Genomic DNA, 15,751 nt, shown 5'->3' on the forward strand with positions numbered 1-15,751 from the left:
ATGCGCGCCGCTCGTCCGAATGTCCCGCGATCATTCAGCGACCTCAAGTTACTCCTGGGCAAAACTCAGTAAAAAACCCATGAACACAGTTAGGTTTTGATTTCGAGTTCGATGTAGTGCGCTGCGCCTAAGATAACATTCGCACTTAAAGCCACAGGTGTACTCAATCGGAATTTGAATTTACAGGTAAGCCTGTGCGACCGATCACTAAAGTGCCGAATTTTAATCTAGGGTTCAGATAGGAAGCTGACTTTGCGCGCTTCTCGCCTTACGTTGCCGCCGCCACGCGAGTGACCGGCGATTCAAGTCGGCGAGGTCTGCCTCGCCGGCCAACGCCGCTTCGGCAAGTGCAAGAGCTTGGTCGAGAATTACTCGGTCGGCATGGGCGTAGGCGGGTCGGAGCGATATGCGATCGTACCATACGCCCTCGCATGCATTGTCCAGAAAGATCCGCTGGAAACAATGATCGGCCTGCACCGGCCAGCGGCGTGCTGATGCGGCCGCCGGCAAAATCTCGCGCGTCAGCGTCAGCCAGCGGGCTTCGGTTGCAAGGCGGTCGGCTGTATCCATTCCTGTCGAACGATCGAAACCGCGGAAGGTATCTCTTACCGGGCGGGTGTTGCCACTGTCGCGGCTCCCCGATCGAACACGATCAGCGTCGGCGCGTCGGCAACAAACGTGTCGAGCACACCGTCAGCGATCTTGATCGCCCCGTCGAACCGCGTTGCGCCGGGAATGCTCTGGATCGCCGCGGCTTCGGCGGCCATCCGCTGGGCATCCGTGAAATACCGTCCCGCGGCGCTGCTGCCTTGGTCGGCCGCGTCAAGGCCCGCCGCCGTCAACTGGAGCGCACGCCCCCAATGCTGCATCGCGTCCAGCCACGGCCGCGACTGTGCCGCGAAACCGGGGTCGTTGGTCCCGGACCGGATGATGTCGGGCGCATTCGCGATCTCGTCGGCACGCGCGGTCAGGTCCGCGATCGCTTCACGCCGCGCCGTCGCATCGCCACCGGCCAGCGCCTCCCGAACGCCGTCCAGCACCGCCTTCAATCGCGGCGCCTGCTCCTGCCAGGGCTGGCTGCCGAAGGTCGGTGCCATGTGCTGCGTATCGAAGAACGTCAGCAGCGCGGCGGTAGCGCGCGCGTCACCGCCTGCCAGTTCCCGCGCGGAGAAATGCCACGTCCGTTGCGCATCATACGCCTTGTCGTTCCAGCCGAACGCGGCGACGCCGGTCACCGCCGGGCGGCTGGGGGCCTCCTGGTTCATCGGGTTCGACAGGATGCCAGTCAGCTCGCCCGACAGCCCTGCCTCGCGCCGCGTATACGGCGCCATCAGCAGCCGGCCGGTGGTCTGCGCATAGTCGTTGACCGGATAATTGTCCCATAGCAGCGTCTTGCGACCGAACGCCTTGGTCGCTGCCTTGGCGTCGGGGATCGAGATCGCCGGCGGCACGACGTCGGTACCGGTCCACTGCACGACGATCCGCGGATCGAGATGCTTGCGCAGTGCCGCCTTGTACGGCGTCTCCTTCGCGTCGTAATATTCAGTCGGCACCATGATCAGCGCCCGCGCCGAAGGATCCTTGGCCGCAAGGTTGGCCTGCACCGCGTTCAGCAATTGCGACTGCGCGATGCCTGCCGCCTCTGCACCCGACGGACCGAACGCCGCCTTGTCCTTCTCGCAGTTCCACTTGGTGTATTCGATGTCGTCGAGCGCGACATAGAAGCTGCCGACGCCGATCGAGCGCATCGCGTCGAACTTGCGCTCCAGCGCCTGCACGTCCGCGGGATCGGAGAAGCAGACCGATGGCCCCGGCGAGACCGCGTAGACGAAGTCGACATGGTTCCGCCGCGCCGCCGTCGCGAGCGTCCCCAGCGCCTTCAGCGTCGCGGCGGGATACGCCTCCCGCCAGCGGTCGCGCGCATACGGATCGTCCTTTGGGCTGTAGACATAGGTGTTCGCCTTGACCGTGGCGAGGAAGTCGAGATGCTTGGTGCGGTCCGCCATCGACCACGGCGCGCCGTAAAATCCCTCGATCGTGCCGCGGATCGGCATCGCCGGATGATCCTGGATCACCATGGCCGGGATCGCCGACCGCCGGGCAAGCTGGCGAAAAGTCTGTGCGGCATGGAACAGGCCGTCCGCATCGTGTCCGGCCAGCGTGACGACCCCGCCCGACGCCGACGCCGACGCCAGGCTCGCGATCGTGTAGCCCTCCGCATGGCTGTCGGCCACCGCGCGGCTGCGGGCGAGCGCATCGCGGACGATCGGTGCGACGGCGGTTCCGAGCACGACATACGTCCCGTCGATGACCGAAGGCAGGCGCCGGGCGGTCGTGATCGTCTCCACACCCGACGCCGTCAGGATGCTGCGGATCAGCGCGATCGTTTCGGCATCGACGCCGGGCGCTGCGATCAACGATACCGAACGCCCGACCTCGATCGTCCCCGACCCGAGCTCGATCGAGGTCGGCGTGGGGAACAGCGCGGGCATCGTCACCGGACCAGCGGAGGCCGATCCCGAGGCGAGACTCGCTAGGCTTGCGGCAACCATCAGCGAGGGCACGAGGCCGAACTTGCCAATTTGTCGCGTCATGCTCGTCTCCGGTATTATAATGGTATTATGACCCGGGGGATACGGTAGCTGCGAGACGACCGCAACCCGTACGGAAAACCCTCAGCGGCTGGCGAGCATCGCCGCCATCTTTGGCCGGACGGCGACCCCGTCGAGCCTGTAGCTGACCATCACGCCGATATGGTCGGACAGCATGGTTTTGTCGCCAGCAAGGCCGAACGGCGCGCTCAAGGCGACCGGCTTCACCGACAGCGCATCCGACGCCCGGTACATCAACCAGTCCTTGGCGCGCCCGGTCGAGGTCGCCACGTCGGCGGCTTGCGTCACCAGGCATGTCGGGGTCGACCGGCACCGCTGCTCGCCGCCCGTGAGCGGCATCGCCCCGCCGAACATGTGCCGCGCGAAATACGCGCGGCGTGCGATATCCTGCCCGACGTTGAAGTCGCCCGCCACCAGCAGCGTTTCGTGCGGCCGTTCCATCGATCCGATGAACGCGCTCAACAGGTCGATCTGGCGCTTATACGCATAGAGCGCGCGGGGCTCGGATACGCCGGTGGCGCCGTTCGAGTTCAGGTGTGTGTCGATCACCGTGACGGGTCCGGCCAGTCCGGGCACCGCGATCATCGCCGCCATCGCGCCCTTGTTGGCGAGGCAGTCATAACCGGCGCAGACGGGATAGCTGATCCGCCGCACCGCGAGGATCGGATAATCGGAGAAGATCGCGAGCCCGCTGTCGACATGCTTGCCGACCTGTTCGCCGCGGAACATGCTGCCGGCGGATACGAAGCTGCGGTCGGTCGGCGTCTTGGCGGTCGCGGCGGCGGCGGCGGACGCGCCGAACGCGATGTAGCGATAGCCGGCGGCGGCACCGATCGCCTTCGCGTCGAGCACGAACGCTTCCTGCAACGCGACGATCCTTGGCTGATGCCCGGCAGCTCGCATCGCCTTTAGTTGTGCCGCGATCGCCGACAGCGATGCCGTGCGGTCCTCCGCGATCGGCCAGGGCAGGCCGTGCACATTGTAGGTCATGACCGAGACCGTCGACTCCGCCCCGCTCGCGGTTGCGGGCGATGCGGCTGCTGCGAGCAGCGCGAGGGGAGCGGCAAACCGACCGAGACGACGCGAAACCATTAGCGATCCAATTCCTGTATGTGCGTGGGTGACGCCACGGTCCGGTCGGAACCGCACCTGCCCGGCTTATTTATGTGGGCGTCAGCGCTTTAGCGGCGCGAACGAGAACAGCCCGCTTCGGTAGTTCATCACTACCGTCGTCGGCGTGATGCCGGCATGCGCGACGACCCGCGCCGCCTCCGCGCTCGGTTTGGAATGGCCGAGCCGTGGATTGCCGGCAAAGCCGATGCCGTCGTGGAGCAGGCTGAACCCGTGCCCGCCGCTGCGGGCGTGGACGACGCTGAGCGCATACGCACCCTCGCCCGGAACGCGCAGGCACAGCCGTGCCGGACCTGATGCCGGAACCGGGATCACCGCGCGGCGGAACGTCTTGCCCTGCGCCACCAGCACATTGTCGTCGGCCAGGAACTCGCCTTCGACCGCGGGATAGATTTCGGCGCGCAGATTGCCCGCGCGGTCCTTCAGCCCTTCGACGGTCACGACGATCGCGGGGCCCGTCTCGTGCGGCCGGCACTGCGCCGCCGCGGTCCCCAGCGCGGGCGTCGACGCGATCTGCGTTGCGGCGAGGGCCAAGAGCGTGACGATCATTGGTTATGCTCCGGATTGAGAAGTTCGACTGCGGTCAGTGCCGCGCCGAGCAGGAGGTGCGTGACCAGCCAGAGTGCCGCGATCATCGTCAGCATCGCGGCGACGTTGGAGGCCTGCCCGACGGTGAACGCAACGAGGCCGGCAAAGACGATGTCCTTGTTCGGCAACAGCGGCAAACGCGAGACGAGCAGCCGCAACGTCGCCAGCACCAGCCACCACGCGAGCGGTGCCGCGGGTAGTGCGACTGCCCACAGCGCGGCGGCGAAGACCGTCGTCGCGACGATCCGCAACAGGTGGATGACCGCTATCCGGCCGAGTTCATCGCGCGGCAGCGTGAACAGGCGCTTGCGCATCACGAGCGCGACGACCGACGGCAACGCGATGCTCGCGGCCGATACGATCATCACCTTGGCATCGGTGCCGAGGTTCAGCGCGACAAGCGACTGCCAGCTGATCGCGGCGAGCGCCAGCGTGCAGACATTGGCGACGACCGCGGACAGGATCGACACGTCCTTTATCGCGCCGAACGGGGTGCCGACCAGCGACGCATGGCGCCGCGCCCATGCATAGAAGTACAGTTCGCCCGAATAGCCTGCGATGATCTCGTTGCTGATCCGCTTGCGCAACAGCGCCAGGAATCCGCGCGGCGGCAGGTTCCACATGCGGCGATAAATCACCCACTCGCTCGCCGGCAGCGCGAGATAACCGGCCGCGAACAGCAGCCAGAACAGCGGCGAGCGCGGCACCATCGCGATCACACCGCGGACGTCGAGATAGCGCAGCTGCCACAACGCCGCGATCAGGATCGCCGCGGACAACAAAGGCGTCAGGCCCCGTGCGACGATCCCCTTACGAACTTCGATCGTCTTCAGTGGAAGCTTGGGGGCGGGCAGGGCCGCCTGGTTGAGGGCGTTGCTCATGCCGCTCTGCGCCGTACGGCGACCGGGGCGCCAATCTGATTTCCATGACGCAGCGATGCCGCGACGGCGGGGGAGCCGGGGTGTGTCATGGGTTCTGGACGTCACCGCATCGCAGCATCCGCAGCCCGAAAAATTCCGCGCGAAAAAATAATCTGGCGGACTGCGGTTCGGATCGTGCGGTGCCGTCTCCGGGGCATGTGTGTACCAAAGCTGCCCGGACCTGCATCATGACCGCCTTGCCAAAGGCGGTGCGCCCGCCGCCACCGGACCGGCGCCTCATCGTGTCGATCCACGATGTCTCGCCGGCGTTTGCCGAGCCCATCGAGCGGCTGGCTGAGATGATCGGCGCGATCCTGGGCGGGCCGCGGTTCGCGATGCTGGTCGTCCCCGATCACTGGGGTGCGGCACCGCTGGACCGGACGCCGGCGTTCGCGCGCCGGTTGCGCGAATGGGCCGATGCGGGGGTCGAGATGTTCCTCCACGGCTGGTTCCACCGCGACACCAGCGCGCACCGAGGGCCGGCGGCGACGATGAAGGCGCGCTACATGACCGCGGGCGAGGGCGAGTTCCTCGGACTTAGCGCGGACGAGGCCGAATACCGGATGCGCGCCGGACGCGACATGGTCGAGCAGGCGATCGGCGGACCCGTCGCCGGCTTCATCGCGCCGGCGTGGCTCTACAGCCCGGGCGCGATCTCGGCTCTGAAGGCATGCGATTTCGCGCTCGCGGAGGACCATTTCCGGGTCTGGCGTCCAGCCAACGACGCGGTCGTCGCGCGCGGTCCCGTCGTCACCTGGGCAAGCCGATCCCCCGCGCGCACCGCCAGTTCGCTCGCGGTCGCCGCCGCCGCGCGCACGCTGCCGGACTGGCTCCCGACGCTGCGGGTGGCCGTGCACCCCGGCGACGTCACGAAGGAGTCGCTGATGACCAGTATCGATCGGACCATCCGGTGTCTGGCGGGCCGCCGCACGGTTGCCCGCTACGCCGATCTGCTGCCGGGCGCAGCTATGTCGGAAGGGGAGGGCCGTCATGAAGATCGTTGATGTCTGCGCCTTCTACACGCCCAGCGGCGGCGGGGTCCGGACCTATGTCGACCGCAAGCTCGTCGCCTTTGCCGAGCGTGGCCACGAGATGGTGGTCGTCGCACCGGGCGAACGCGACGGCGAGGAGCGTCGCGGCCCGAACGCGCGGATACGCTGGGTGCGCTCGCCGCGGTTTCCCCTGGACCGATCGTACCGCTATTTCTCCGATCGCTCTGCACTTCACCGCGTGCTCGACGAGGAAGATCCTGACTTGGTCGAAGTCTCTTCGCCGTGGCGCAGCGCGTCGATGGTCGCGGACTGGAAAAGCGAACGCGGCGCCCGGGCGCGGCTCGCGCTGATCGCTCACGCCGATCCGCTCGCGGCCTATGCGTATCGCTGGTTCGGCGGCGTCGCCTCGACCCAGGCGATCGACCGCGCGTTCGATTGGTATTGGCGCCATCTGCGCCGCCTCGATCAGCGCTTCGACATGATCGTCAGCGCAAGCGACAGCCTTAGCGAACGGCTGCGGGAGGGGGGGCTTCGAAAGGTGCTGACCGACCCAATGGGCGTCGAACCCGGCCAGTTTTCGCCGGCGCTTCGTGACATGACCGTGCGTCGCGAGATGCTGGCGCTATGCGGCCTCCCCGAAGACGCGATGCTGCTGATCGGCGTCGGCCGCCACGCACCGGAAAAGCGCTGGCCGATGATTGCGCAGGCGGCGACCATGGCGGGGGCTCAGGCGCCGGTAGGACTCGTCATCATCGGGGGCGGATCGCGGCAGCGGCCAGTGATCGAGGCGATCGACGGCAATCCACACGTCCGCCTGCTCGAACCGACCACCGATCGTGCGGCGCTAGCGCGGGTGATGGCGAGCGCGGATGCCTTGATCCACGGATGCGAGGCGGAAACCTTCTGCTTCGTCGCCGCCGAGGCGATCGCGTCGGGCTTGCCGCTGATCGCCCCCGATCGCGGCGGCGCCGCCGATCTCGCACGAAAATCCGATGGCGTCTTGTACCGATCCAGCGACGCGATGGCGGCATCGCAGGCGATCCTCTCGGTTGGCCGGTCCGGTCTGCGCCGGAACGCGATCGTGCCGGCCCGGGCTACTCCGGTGCGGACCATGGACGATCACTTCGATGCGCTGCTGTCCCTGTATGCCGGAGAGCAGCGTCGGATGGGGCAGGTCTCATGCCGGTAATCGCGATCGCGTTGCCGGAAAGCGCTCCGACCCCCTCGTTGCGCGTCGTGTGCCCATGGGTTGCGGCCGAAGATCAGGACTGCGACTTCAGCGGTGACGGGCGGCTTGTCGGCGCCGTCGTGGCGGACCGGTCTGCCTGGCATTGCCCGCTGTTTTACCTTGCCTTGCCCGCGTCGGCGCTGCTGCTCGGCACAGTGGCCGTTGTCCGGTTTTCCCAAGCCGCGGCCGGCGCCATAAGCCGCGTCCTGCCTTGACCGACCAGCATCGCGTTATGGCAGGGTAGGTTCCGGCGGGAACGTTTGTGTTCGGGATCATCACGGTCGCAGGGGATCGGAGATAGGGCCTGCTTGAGAAGCTACTCAATTGGGGAAGGTCCGCCTTTAGGTGGAAACCAGAGTCTTCCACGCGGGCGCGCACGGTCTCGCGATAACGTCCCCCTGCACATGTCCGGCCATTTTAAAGGCGACATCCTTCGGAGACGCGAGCAAAAGCGGCGCCGAGAGGGGCGCCAACGGCACGCGCCCCGCCGCCGCTTCCCCCGGGGGCCGTTGGAGTGCCGATGACCTTCGGAGGCGACCCGTAGCCGACGCCGACACGACCCAGAACGCCGGCCTTTCGGCGGTGCTTGCGGCGAACCGCAACCAGCTCGTTCGGTTCTTTACCGGGCGAACCGGCAGCCTCGCGGAAGCGGAAGACGTCGTGCAGGAGGTCTGGCTTCATGTCGGCCAGACTTCACCCGATCGCACCGCACAGCCGTCGCCGGGACCGCCGCCCGGACCGATCGCCAACCCGCTCGCCTATCTGCACCGCGTCGGCATGAACATTGTGCTCGACCGGGTCCGTGCGAACGGTCGTCGCCAGCGTCGGGACTCGGGCTATGTCGATGCGACGACCTCGGTCGTCGGAGCGGAAGCGGTCGACGACGCCCCCTCTGCCTTCGACACGGTCGCCGGTCGCGAACGAATCGATCGTTTGACAGCGGCGCTGTCGGGTCCGCCCGAAGGCGCGATGCGCGTTTTTCGTCGCCATCGCATCGACGGCGTGTCGCACGCCGACATCGCCGCCGAGTTCGGGATTTCGCGCAGTGCCGTCGAAAAGCACGTCGCGGTGGCGCTCCGGCACCTTAGAAAGGCGCTCGATGAATGATTTAGCGCTCGGACTGCGGTCCGCGATCCGCGGCGGCGTCTACCGATCAGACGGATATTGGTGGCAGGGATATCGCACGATCGCCCGGCATTGCGCCGGGACCAACACTGGCGGGGGGCACTCGCCGGAAAGGGGGGCATATGGTTGAGACGCACACGGGAACCGACATGGCGGCAAGCTGGCATGCGCGGCTCGACGCTCCCGATATGGACTGGGATGCTTTCGGCCAGTGGCTCGAGACCCATCCCTCTCACCGCACCGCGTATGACGCAATCGCGCTGCTCGACGCGGAGATCGCGCAGGCAGCACCCGCAATCGCGGCCCGTCTGCCGGCAAACGACGACCAAGCGATCGTTCCCGATGCGGAGGCCGTGCCACGGTCCGGTCGGTGGCGCTGGGCTGCGATCGGTACCAGCGGCGCGTTGGCGGCCGGATTGGCGTTGATGGTGATCGCCCCCTCGGGCGAAGACGCGGCACAGGCGTATGCGACGGGCCGGACCGAAACCCGGTTGGTCACGCTCGCCGATGGTAGCCGGATGCAGATCGACCGCGGATCGCGCGTGTCGGTCAGCGGCGGTGGCAGCCCGGTGATCGAGATCGCCCAGGGAGCGGCCAACTTCGCTGTAAGGCATGATCCGTCACGCGTTTTGCTGGTCCGCGCAGGCGGGTACGAGATCCGCGATCTCGGAACCCGCTTCGACGTCGTCAGCGCGCGCGGCCGCGTCGCCGTCACGGTCGCCGAGGGCAGCGTCAGCGTCACGCCGGTCGACGGCGCGTCGTCCGATGCGACGACGGTGCAGGGGGGACAGAGGCTGGACATCGTCACCGCCAAGCAGATCGCGGAACGTCGGCAGGTCGATCCGGCACGCGTATCCGACTGGACCGATGGTCGCCTCGATTACGACGGCGCACCGTTGCCGCTGGTTGTCGCCGACATATCGCGGTATGCCGACAGCCCGTTGACGGTCGATCCGTCGGCTGCGAACCTGCGCTTTTCCGGGGTGTTGACGATTGGTGATGGATCGCGGCTCGTCGATCAGCTTCGGGCGGTCCTGCCGATACGCGTTCGTCGGATTGACGGCGTCGTGCATCTGGGGGCTGCCGGCACACGCTGAACGCGCAGCGGCAGCGCAGCATCCGATCACGATACCAGCGGGCACATTGCGGTCCGCGCTCGATGCGCTCGCCCGCCAGACCGGTATCTCGATCGGGATGGCGGGTGGATTGCCCGTTCTGAACGTCCGCCGCATCGACCACGCCAGCGACGTTGCGCAAGCTCTGCGCCGGATCCTCGCCGGAACCAGGCTGCGCGCGGTGGAGGTCGACCCGACCATTTGGCGGATCGAGGCTATGCCGACAAAACCACCCCGCGCGTCTACGCGGCCGGACGCCGCTGCCGGCGGGGCGCTAGAGACCGGTGATATCGTCGTCATCGCCAGCAAGCGCGACGAACGGCTGTCCGACCTCCCCGCGTCGATCAGCATTGCCGGTGGGCAGGCGCTAGGTCGGCTGGCCGGGCGACGTGGATTGACCGACGTGATGGCGACGACCGACGGCGCCTTCTCGACCAATCTCGGCCCGGGCCGCGACCGCATCTTCCTTCGCGGCGTCGCCGACAGCGCCTTCAACGGCACCAGCCAGTCGCTCGTCAGCCTGTATCTCGACGATGCACGGATCGGCTATTCGTCGCCCGATCCCGACCTGCGGCTCGTCGATATCGACCGGATCGAGGTTTTGCGCGGACCTCAAGGCACGCTCTACGGTACCGGTGCACTCGGCGGGGTGGTTCGCGTCGTGACCGTCGCACCCGACCTCGACCGCCTGACCGGCGGTGCCGCAATCGAGGGAACGGGGATCAACAACGGCACGGTCGGTGGTGCGGTCGAGGGAACGCTCAACCTGCCGATCGTCACCGGCGCGGTCGCGCTGCGCACCTCGGGCTGGATCGAGACGATGCCCGGCTGGATCGACGATACCGGGCGCGGTCGACGCGACGTGAACCGCACGGGCCGGGTCGGTGGCCGGGCCGCGCTACGCTGGTCGATCGGCGGCGGATGGTCTGCGACCCTGAGCGGCGTCGCGCAGCGGATCGACGGGCGCGACAGCCAGTACGCGACCAGCAGCCTGTCGCGCGCTACCCGGATCGCGGAGCCGCAAGACAACGATTTCACGTCGGGCGCGCTCACCGTGCGCGGCCTGATCGGCAAGCTCGAGGCGCAGGCCACGACGGCGTATGTCGACCAGGAGTTCGGCAGCACCTACGATGCCAGCATTCTAGCGCCGACCCTCGGCGTTGCCGCGCCGGTCGGCTATGTCGAGGACCGTTCGGCGCGACTGTTGTCGCAGGAGGTGCAGCTGAGCGATCCTACTGCCCGTCACCCCTGGATCGTCGGCGCGACGATCCTGCAGTCGACGAGCCGGCTCGACGGACGTTTCACGTCGGTAGGCGGCGATGCGATCGCCGCACGCCGCGACGAGGAAGACGTCACCGACCTCGCGCTGTTCGGCGAGGGTACGCAGCGCCTCGGTTCATTCCTCGATTTCAAGCTCGGGCTGCGCGCGTTCTCGACGTCCAGCCATCTCGAACAGCAGGCACCCGGTCGGGTCCGCGCCAATCGGATTGGCCTAACCCCCAGTGGAACGCTGAGCTGGCATCGCGACGATCTGGGGCTGGTCTGGTTGCGCTACGCCAGCGCGGTGCGACCCGCCGGGATCAGCCGGACCGCGAACCCCGCCGATGTCCGCATACCCGGTGACGAACTCCAGAGCCTGGAGCTCGGCTGGCGGCTCCGCGTCGCGGGCGATCGGCTAGCCGTCCACGGCGCGCTGTTCGGGTCCGCGTGGCAGCATTTGCGCAGCGATACCGTCGGCACCGACGGGCTGCTCGGTACCGTCGATGCCGGCAACGCGGTGAACTACGGGATCGAACTCGGTGGGGTCCTGACCCTGTCCCCGACGACGATCGATTTCGGGACGACCCTGCAACGCGCGCGCCTGACGTCACCGTCGTCGAACACCAGCCTAGACCGCGATGATCGACGCCTCCCCGTGGTGCCCGACATATCGGCGCGACTGGGGGCCACGCGAAGCCTGACCATGTTCGGCCTACCGGCGACGGTCTACGCTGCCGCGCACTATACCGGCCGTACGCGATTGAGCTTCGATCCGCTGCTCGATCGACCTGCTGGAAATTACGCGACGATCGATACGGGCGCGACGATCGACCGAGGCCCCTGGCGTTGGTCGATCACCGTCGTCAACCTGCTCGACAGCCGCGGCAACAGCTTCGGCTTCGGCAACCCCTTTACACTGGCAACCAGTAATCAGACCGTTCCGATCCGGCCAAGGGCCGTCACCCTGCGGCTCGCGATAGGACTCTGACGCGGCGCAATCGGCTGTCATCAAACTGCATTCGTTCCGTCATCAACACGAAAAGCCCCGCGCCTAGCTGTCCTCGCGAACCGGCGGATCCCAGTCGGCAACCCCAGGGGCATCATGAAATTCATCACCGGCAGCGCGTTGATCGCGCTGATCGCCAGTTCGTCATCGGCCCTTGCACAGACGACACCGCAGGCCCCAGCCGCCACCGCCAATGATACGGCCGCGGACGACAGCCTGATCGTCGTCACCGGCACGCGCGATCGCTCGCGGACGCAGTTCGACACGCTCGCCCCGGTCGACGTCCTGTCGGGCGATGCGGTGCGCTCCAGCGTCTCGGGCGACCTGTCGGATACGCTCGCGCAACTGCTGCCCTCGTTCAACGTCCAGCGCCTTCCCGCCGCCGACGGCCAGGCGTTCGTGCGCCCGGCGACGCTCCGCGGATTGTCCGCCGACCAGACGCTCGTCCTCGTCAACGGCAAGCGCTATCACCGCTCGGCCCTGCTCGGCACGCGCGGTGCGCAGGCGCCCGATCTCGCCGGTATCCCCTCGCTCGCGATCAAGCGGATCGAAGTTCTGCGCGATGGCGCGTCGGCGCAATACGGCTCGGATGCGATCGCCGGCGTCGTCAACATCATCCTCGACGATACCGCGGGCATGGAAGCGTTCGGGCAGTTTTCGCAATATTACAAAGGCGACGGCAAGGAATATCAGACCGGCGCGCGGGGCGGCATCGCGCTCGGCGACCGCGGCGCGATCGTCGTCACCGGCGAGTACGACCATTCGGAAGCGACCTCGCGGACCCGACAGCGTCCCGACGCCATTGCATTCCAGGCCGCCAACCCGACGCTGGTCGTGCCCAATCCCGTGCAACGCTGGGGCCAGCCCGACGAGGAACGCATCCGCGGCGCGATCGACGCGCATTACGCACTCGCCGATGCCGCGACGCTGTATCTGTTCGGTACCGCGCAGCAGGGGGAGGGCGTCACCGACTTCAACTGGCGCAATCCCGCCGGCACGGGCAGCGTCTACAACGCCAGCAGCGCGTTTCCCGGCTTCTCGTTCCGCAGCATCTACCCGGTCGGTTTCACCCCCCGGTTCGGCACGACGTTCAGCGACTATCAGGCGGATGGCGGGCTTCGCGGCGATCTCAGCGATCGCTTCAGCTACGATCTTTCCGCCGCGGTCGGCCGCAGCCGCATCGCCTATACGCTTGCCGAGAGCCTGAACGCATCGCTCGGGCCGGCCAGCCCGACCAGTTTCTATCTCGGCCAGCTCGAACAGCGCGAGTTCAACCTCAACGCCGACTTCGTCTACCGCCTGCCGGTTGGCACCGCGCATCCCGTCAACGTCGCGTTCGGCGCGGAACGGCGTCGCGAAACCTATCAGGTCTCGGCAGGCGATTCGTCCTCCTACGCCATCGGTGCAGGTGCAGCGACCGGCCTCGCGCCCAATTCCAACGGCTTCCCTGGTTTCAGCCCGAGCCTCGCCGGTATTTTCGACCAGACAAGCTATGCCGGCTATCTCGATCTCGAATGGCAGCCGATCGAGATGGTGACGGTCGGTGCGGCCGGTCGCTACGAGGACTTTTCCGAGTTCGGAGACACCTTCAACTACAAGCTGTCCGCGCGGTTCGAACCGGTGAAAGGCATCGCCGCACGCGGGACCTATTCGACCGGCTTCCGTGCACCGACACCGGCACAGCTGAATACGTCGCAGACCACGCAAGGCCTCGACACCACCACGCTCCAGATCTTCAACCAAGGCCGCCTGTCGCCCAGCGATCCGCTGGCGATCGCGCTGGGGGCCAAGCCGCTGACACCCGAAAAATCGAAGACCGCGACCGCCGGACTCACCTTCCAGAGCCGGTTCGGGCTGACCGGGTCGATCGACGTGTATCAGATCGACGTCGACAACCGCTTCAGCCAGTCGCGGACCTTCGCCGTCCCGACCAGCTTCGCCAATCCGCAGCGCTTCACCGCGGTCTCGTACTTCACCAACGACTTCGACACGCGCACGCGCGGGATCGATGCGGTCCTGTCCTATGCGCACCACGTCGGACCCGGCCGCGCGAGCCTTAGCCTCGCCTACAACTACAACCAGACCAAGGTGCGCAGCGGCGTCAGCGCGGCGATCCCGAACGACACGCAACGCCGCATCTTCGAGGAGCGCCTGCCTCAGCACAACGGCACCGCGACGCTGGGCTACGACATCGGCGCGGTGTCGTTCCTGGCGCGTGGCCGCTATTACGGGGCGTGGACCGACGTCACCGGCAACGCGACCGGTGAACTGTTCCAGCGGTTCGGCTCGATCGCGTTGTCCGACGTGTCGGCCAGCTATCGGTTCGACGAGCATTTCACCTTGCGTGTCGGCGCCGAGAACGTCGCCAACACCTATCCGGCCGAGGCGACCAACCAGGCCGTCCGCGGGCTGATCTACTCGCGGAATGCACCGTATGATACCGATGGCGGTCAGTATTACGCCCGCGTCGGGATGAAGTTCTGATGACGCAATTCGTCGATCGCCGCCTGTTCCTGACCGGCGCCGCCGCCTTGCCTGTGGCGGGGCGGGCAGGGGCTTTTCCGTCAGGGGCGATCGGCGAGGACGCCTTCTGGAAAGACATAGCGTCGCAGTACGACGTCACGCGCGAGATCATCCAGCTGGAGAACGGCAATTGGGGCATGATGGCGCGGCCGGTGCTCGACGCATATGAACGCAACGTCGAGTGCGTGAACCGCGATACCAGCTATTACACGCGTCGGGGGATGATCGCCGACTGGATGCGCGCACGCGATGCGCTGGCGGCCACCTTGCAGGTCCAGCCTGACGAGGTTGCGTTCACGCGCAACGCGACTGAGGCGCTCAAGGCGTTGATCCTGGGCTACAACCGCCTGACGCCCGGCGATGCGGTGCTGTACGCCGACCTCGATTACGACAGCATGCAGGCGTGCATGGACAGCCTTGCGACACGGCGCGGCGTGTCGGTGGTGCGGATTGCGCTGCCGCAGCCGGCGACCCGCCAGTCGCTGATCGACACCTATGCTGCGGCGATGGCGGCGAACCCGCGTCTGAAACTGATCCTCCTCACGCAGCTCAGCCATCGCACCGGCCTTGTCTTGCCGGTCCGCGAAATCGCTGCGATGGCGCGCGCGCGTGGGATCGCGACGATCGTCGATGCCGCGCACAGCTGGTGCCAGCTCGACATGACGCTGGCGGATCTCGACTGCGACTATGTCGGCATCAACTGCCACAAATGGCTGGGGGCACCGCTCGGCGTCGGCGCGATCCACATCCGGCGCGGCGCCCTGTCCGCGATCGACCGCGACCCGGCTAATCCAGCGTCCGACCGCGACACGGTCCAGGCGCGGATCCATACCGGCACGGTCGACTTCGCGGCGCCGCTTACCATCCCCGCTGCGCTCGCCTTCCAGGCGCGCATCGGCAGCAGGCGCCGTGCCGATCGTCTTGCGGCACTCCGCAACCGCTGGGTCGATCAAGTAAAGACGATACCCGGCATCGAGATACTCACGCCGGACGATCCCACGCTGCACGGCGGCATCACGTCGTTCCGCGTCCACGGCAGGACGAGCACCGCGGAAAACGTCGCGCTGTCGGCTGCGCTGCTGGAGAAATTCCGGATCTTCACGGTCCATCGTGACGGTCCCGCCAGCGGGGCCTGTGTCCGCGTCACGCCAGCGCTTTTCAACACCATGGCCGAAATGGATGCGTTGGCGAAGGCGATATCCGGGCTTCTAGAAACTCCGCCTTACAGATCAAAACCGACGTAAACTTTTC

13 protein-coding genes are annotated in these 15,751 nt (G+C 66.9%); 8 read left to right on the forward strand and 5 right to left on the reverse strand.

Annotated features, from left to right (window positions below):
* Positions 1 to 234: 234 nt before the first annotated feature.
* From O6X71_RS03470 to O6X71_RS03490, 5 genes are all read right to left on the reverse strand, one after another.
* Complete coding sequence (locus O6X71_RS03470; protein WP_353464452.1) at positions 235 to 570, reverse strand: GCN5-related N-acetyltransferase; 336 nt, start codon at positions 568 to 570, stop codon at positions 235 to 237.
* A gap of 35 nt (positions 571 to 605) precedes the next feature.
* Positions 606 to 2,594, reverse strand: a complete 1,989-nt coding sequence (locus O6X71_RS03475) for a beta-N-acetylhexosaminidase family protein (protein WP_353464453.1) — start codon at positions 2,592 to 2,594, stop codon at positions 606 to 608.
* 81 nt (positions 2,595 to 2,675) lie between these two features.
* On the reverse strand, positions 2,676 to 3,704 hold the full coding sequence (locus tag O6X71_RS03480; protein ID WP_353464454.1) for an endonuclease/exonuclease/phosphatase family protein: 1,029 nt from the start codon (positions 3,702 to 3,704) through the stop codon (positions 2,676 to 2,678).
* An 81-nt stretch (positions 3,705 to 3,785) separates the two neighbouring features.
* On the reverse strand, positions 3,786 to 4,292 hold the full coding sequence (locus tag O6X71_RS03485; RefSeq protein WP_353464455.1) for a DUF2141 domain-containing protein: 507 nt from the start codon (positions 4,290 to 4,292) through the stop codon (positions 3,786 to 3,788).
* Positions 4,289 to 5,212 carry a hypothetical protein gene (locus tag O6X71_RS03490; RefSeq protein WP_353464456.1) on the reverse strand — a complete coding sequence of 308 codons (924 nt, stop codon included), beginning with the start codon at positions 5,210 to 5,212 and terminating at the stop codon, positions 4,289 to 4,291. The genes O6X71_RS03485 and O6X71_RS03490 overlap by 4 nt, the downstream gene beginning before the upstream one ends.
* Before the next feature lie 227 nt (positions 5,213 to 5,439).
* Between O6X71_RS03490 and O6X71_RS03495 the strand changes: the two genes are divergently transcribed.
* The 8 genes from O6X71_RS03495 (at position 5,440) to O6X71_RS03530 (ending at position 15,744) form a co-directional block, all read left to right on the forward strand.
* Positions 5,440 to 6,255 carry a polysaccharide deacetylase family protein gene (locus tag O6X71_RS03495; protein WP_353464457.1) on the forward strand — a complete coding sequence of 272 codons (816 nt, stop codon included), beginning with the start codon at positions 5,440 to 5,442 and terminating at the stop codon, positions 6,253 to 6,255.
* On the forward strand, positions 6,242 to 7,432 hold the full coding sequence (locus tag O6X71_RS03500) for a glycosyltransferase (RefSeq protein WP_353464458.1): 1,191 nt from the start codon (positions 6,242 to 6,244) through the stop codon (positions 7,430 to 7,432). Before O6X71_RS03495 ends, O6X71_RS03500 begins: the two co-directional genes overlap by 14 nt.
* The gene (locus O6X71_RS03505; protein WP_353464459.1) at positions 7,423 to 7,686 is read left to right on the forward strand and encodes a hypothetical protein; all 264 of its coding nucleotides are present in this window, start codon (positions 7,423 to 7,425) and stop codon (positions 7,684 to 7,686) included. Before O6X71_RS03500 ends, O6X71_RS03505 begins: the two co-directional genes overlap by 10 nt.
* Before the next feature lie 367 nt (positions 7,687 to 8,053).
* The gene (locus tag O6X71_RS03510; protein WP_353464460.1) at positions 8,054 to 8,578 is read left to right on the forward strand and encodes an RNA polymerase sigma factor; all 525 of its coding nucleotides are present in this window, start codon (positions 8,054 to 8,056) and stop codon (positions 8,576 to 8,578) included.
* A gap of 140 nt (positions 8,579 to 8,718) precedes the next feature.
* Positions 8,719 to 9,693, forward strand: coding sequence for a FecR family protein (locus O6X71_RS03515; RefSeq protein ID WP_353464461.1), 975 nt, complete (start codon positions 8,719 to 8,721; stop codon positions 9,691 to 9,693).
* Entirely contained in the window at positions 9,596 to 11,959 is a 2,364-nt protein-coding gene (locus O6X71_RS03520) for a TonB-dependent receptor (protein ID WP_353464462.1), read from the forward strand. The genes O6X71_RS03515 and O6X71_RS03520 overlap by 98 nt, the downstream gene beginning before the upstream one ends.
* A gap of 114 nt (positions 11,960 to 12,073) precedes the next feature.
* Positions 12,074 to 14,461: a TonB-dependent receptor plug domain-containing protein gene (locus O6X71_RS03525; RefSeq protein ID WP_353464464.1), complete on the forward strand. Its 2,388-nt coding sequence runs from the start codon at positions 12,074 to 12,076 to the stop codon at positions 14,459 to 14,461.
* Positions 14,461 to 15,744: an aminotransferase class V-fold PLP-dependent enzyme gene (locus O6X71_RS03530; RefSeq protein WP_353464465.1), complete on the forward strand. Its 1,284-nt coding sequence runs from the start codon at positions 14,461 to 14,463 to the stop codon at positions 15,742 to 15,744. Before O6X71_RS03525 ends, O6X71_RS03530 begins: the two co-directional genes overlap by 1 nt.
* Positions 15,745 to 15,751 lie beyond the last annotated feature (7 nt).

The organism is Sphingomonas faeni, assembly GCF_040407505.1.
Classification (GTDB): Bacteria; Pseudomonadota; Alphaproteobacteria; order Sphingomonadales; family Sphingomonadaceae; genus Sphingomonas; species Sphingomonas faeni_E.

Coding starts and splice junctions, on each gene's coding strand:
- O6X71_RS03470 (WP_353464452.1), bottom strand. CDS start 570: ATGGATACAGCCGACCGCCTTGCAACCGAAGCCCGCTGGCTGACGCTG.
- O6X71_RS03475 (WP_353464453.1), bottom strand. CDS start 2,594: ATGACGCGACAAATTGGCAAGTTCGGCCTCGTGCCCTCGCTGATGGTT.
- O6X71_RS03480 (WP_353464454.1), bottom strand. CDS start 3,704: ATGGTTTCGCGTCGTCTCGGTCGGTTTGCCGCTCCCCTCGCGCTGCTC.
- O6X71_RS03485 (WP_353464455.1), bottom strand. CDS start 4,292: ATGATCGTCACGCTCTTGGCCCTCGCCGCAACGCAGATCGCGTCGACG.
- O6X71_RS03490 (WP_353464456.1), bottom strand. CDS start 5,212: ATGAGCAACGCCCTCAACCAGGCGGCCCTGCCCGCCCCCAAGCTTCCA.
- O6X71_RS03495 (WP_353464457.1), top strand. CDS start 5,440: ATGACCGCCTTGCCAAAGGCGGTGCGCCCGCCGCCACCGGACCGGCGC.
- O6X71_RS03500 (WP_353464458.1), top strand. CDS start 6,242: ATGAAGATCGTTGATGTCTGCGCCTTCTACACGCCCAGCGGCGGCGGG.
- O6X71_RS03505 (WP_353464459.1), top strand. CDS start 7,423: ATGCCGGTAATCGCGATCGCGTTGCCGGAAAGCGCTCCGACCCCCTCG.
- O6X71_RS03515 (WP_353464461.1), top strand. CDS start 8,719: ATGGTTGAGACGCACACGGGAACCGACATGGCGGCAAGCTGGCATGCG.
- O6X71_RS03520 (WP_353464462.1), top strand. CDS start 9,596: ATGGATCGCGGCTCGTCGATCAGCTTCGGGCGGTCCTGCCGATACGCG.
- O6X71_RS03525 (WP_353464464.1), top strand. CDS start 12,074: ATGAAATTCATCACCGGCAGCGCGTTGATCGCGCTGATCGCCAGTTCG.
- O6X71_RS03530 (WP_353464465.1), top strand. CDS start 14,461: ATGACGCAATTCGTCGATCGCCGCCTGTTCCTGACCGGCGCCGCCGCC.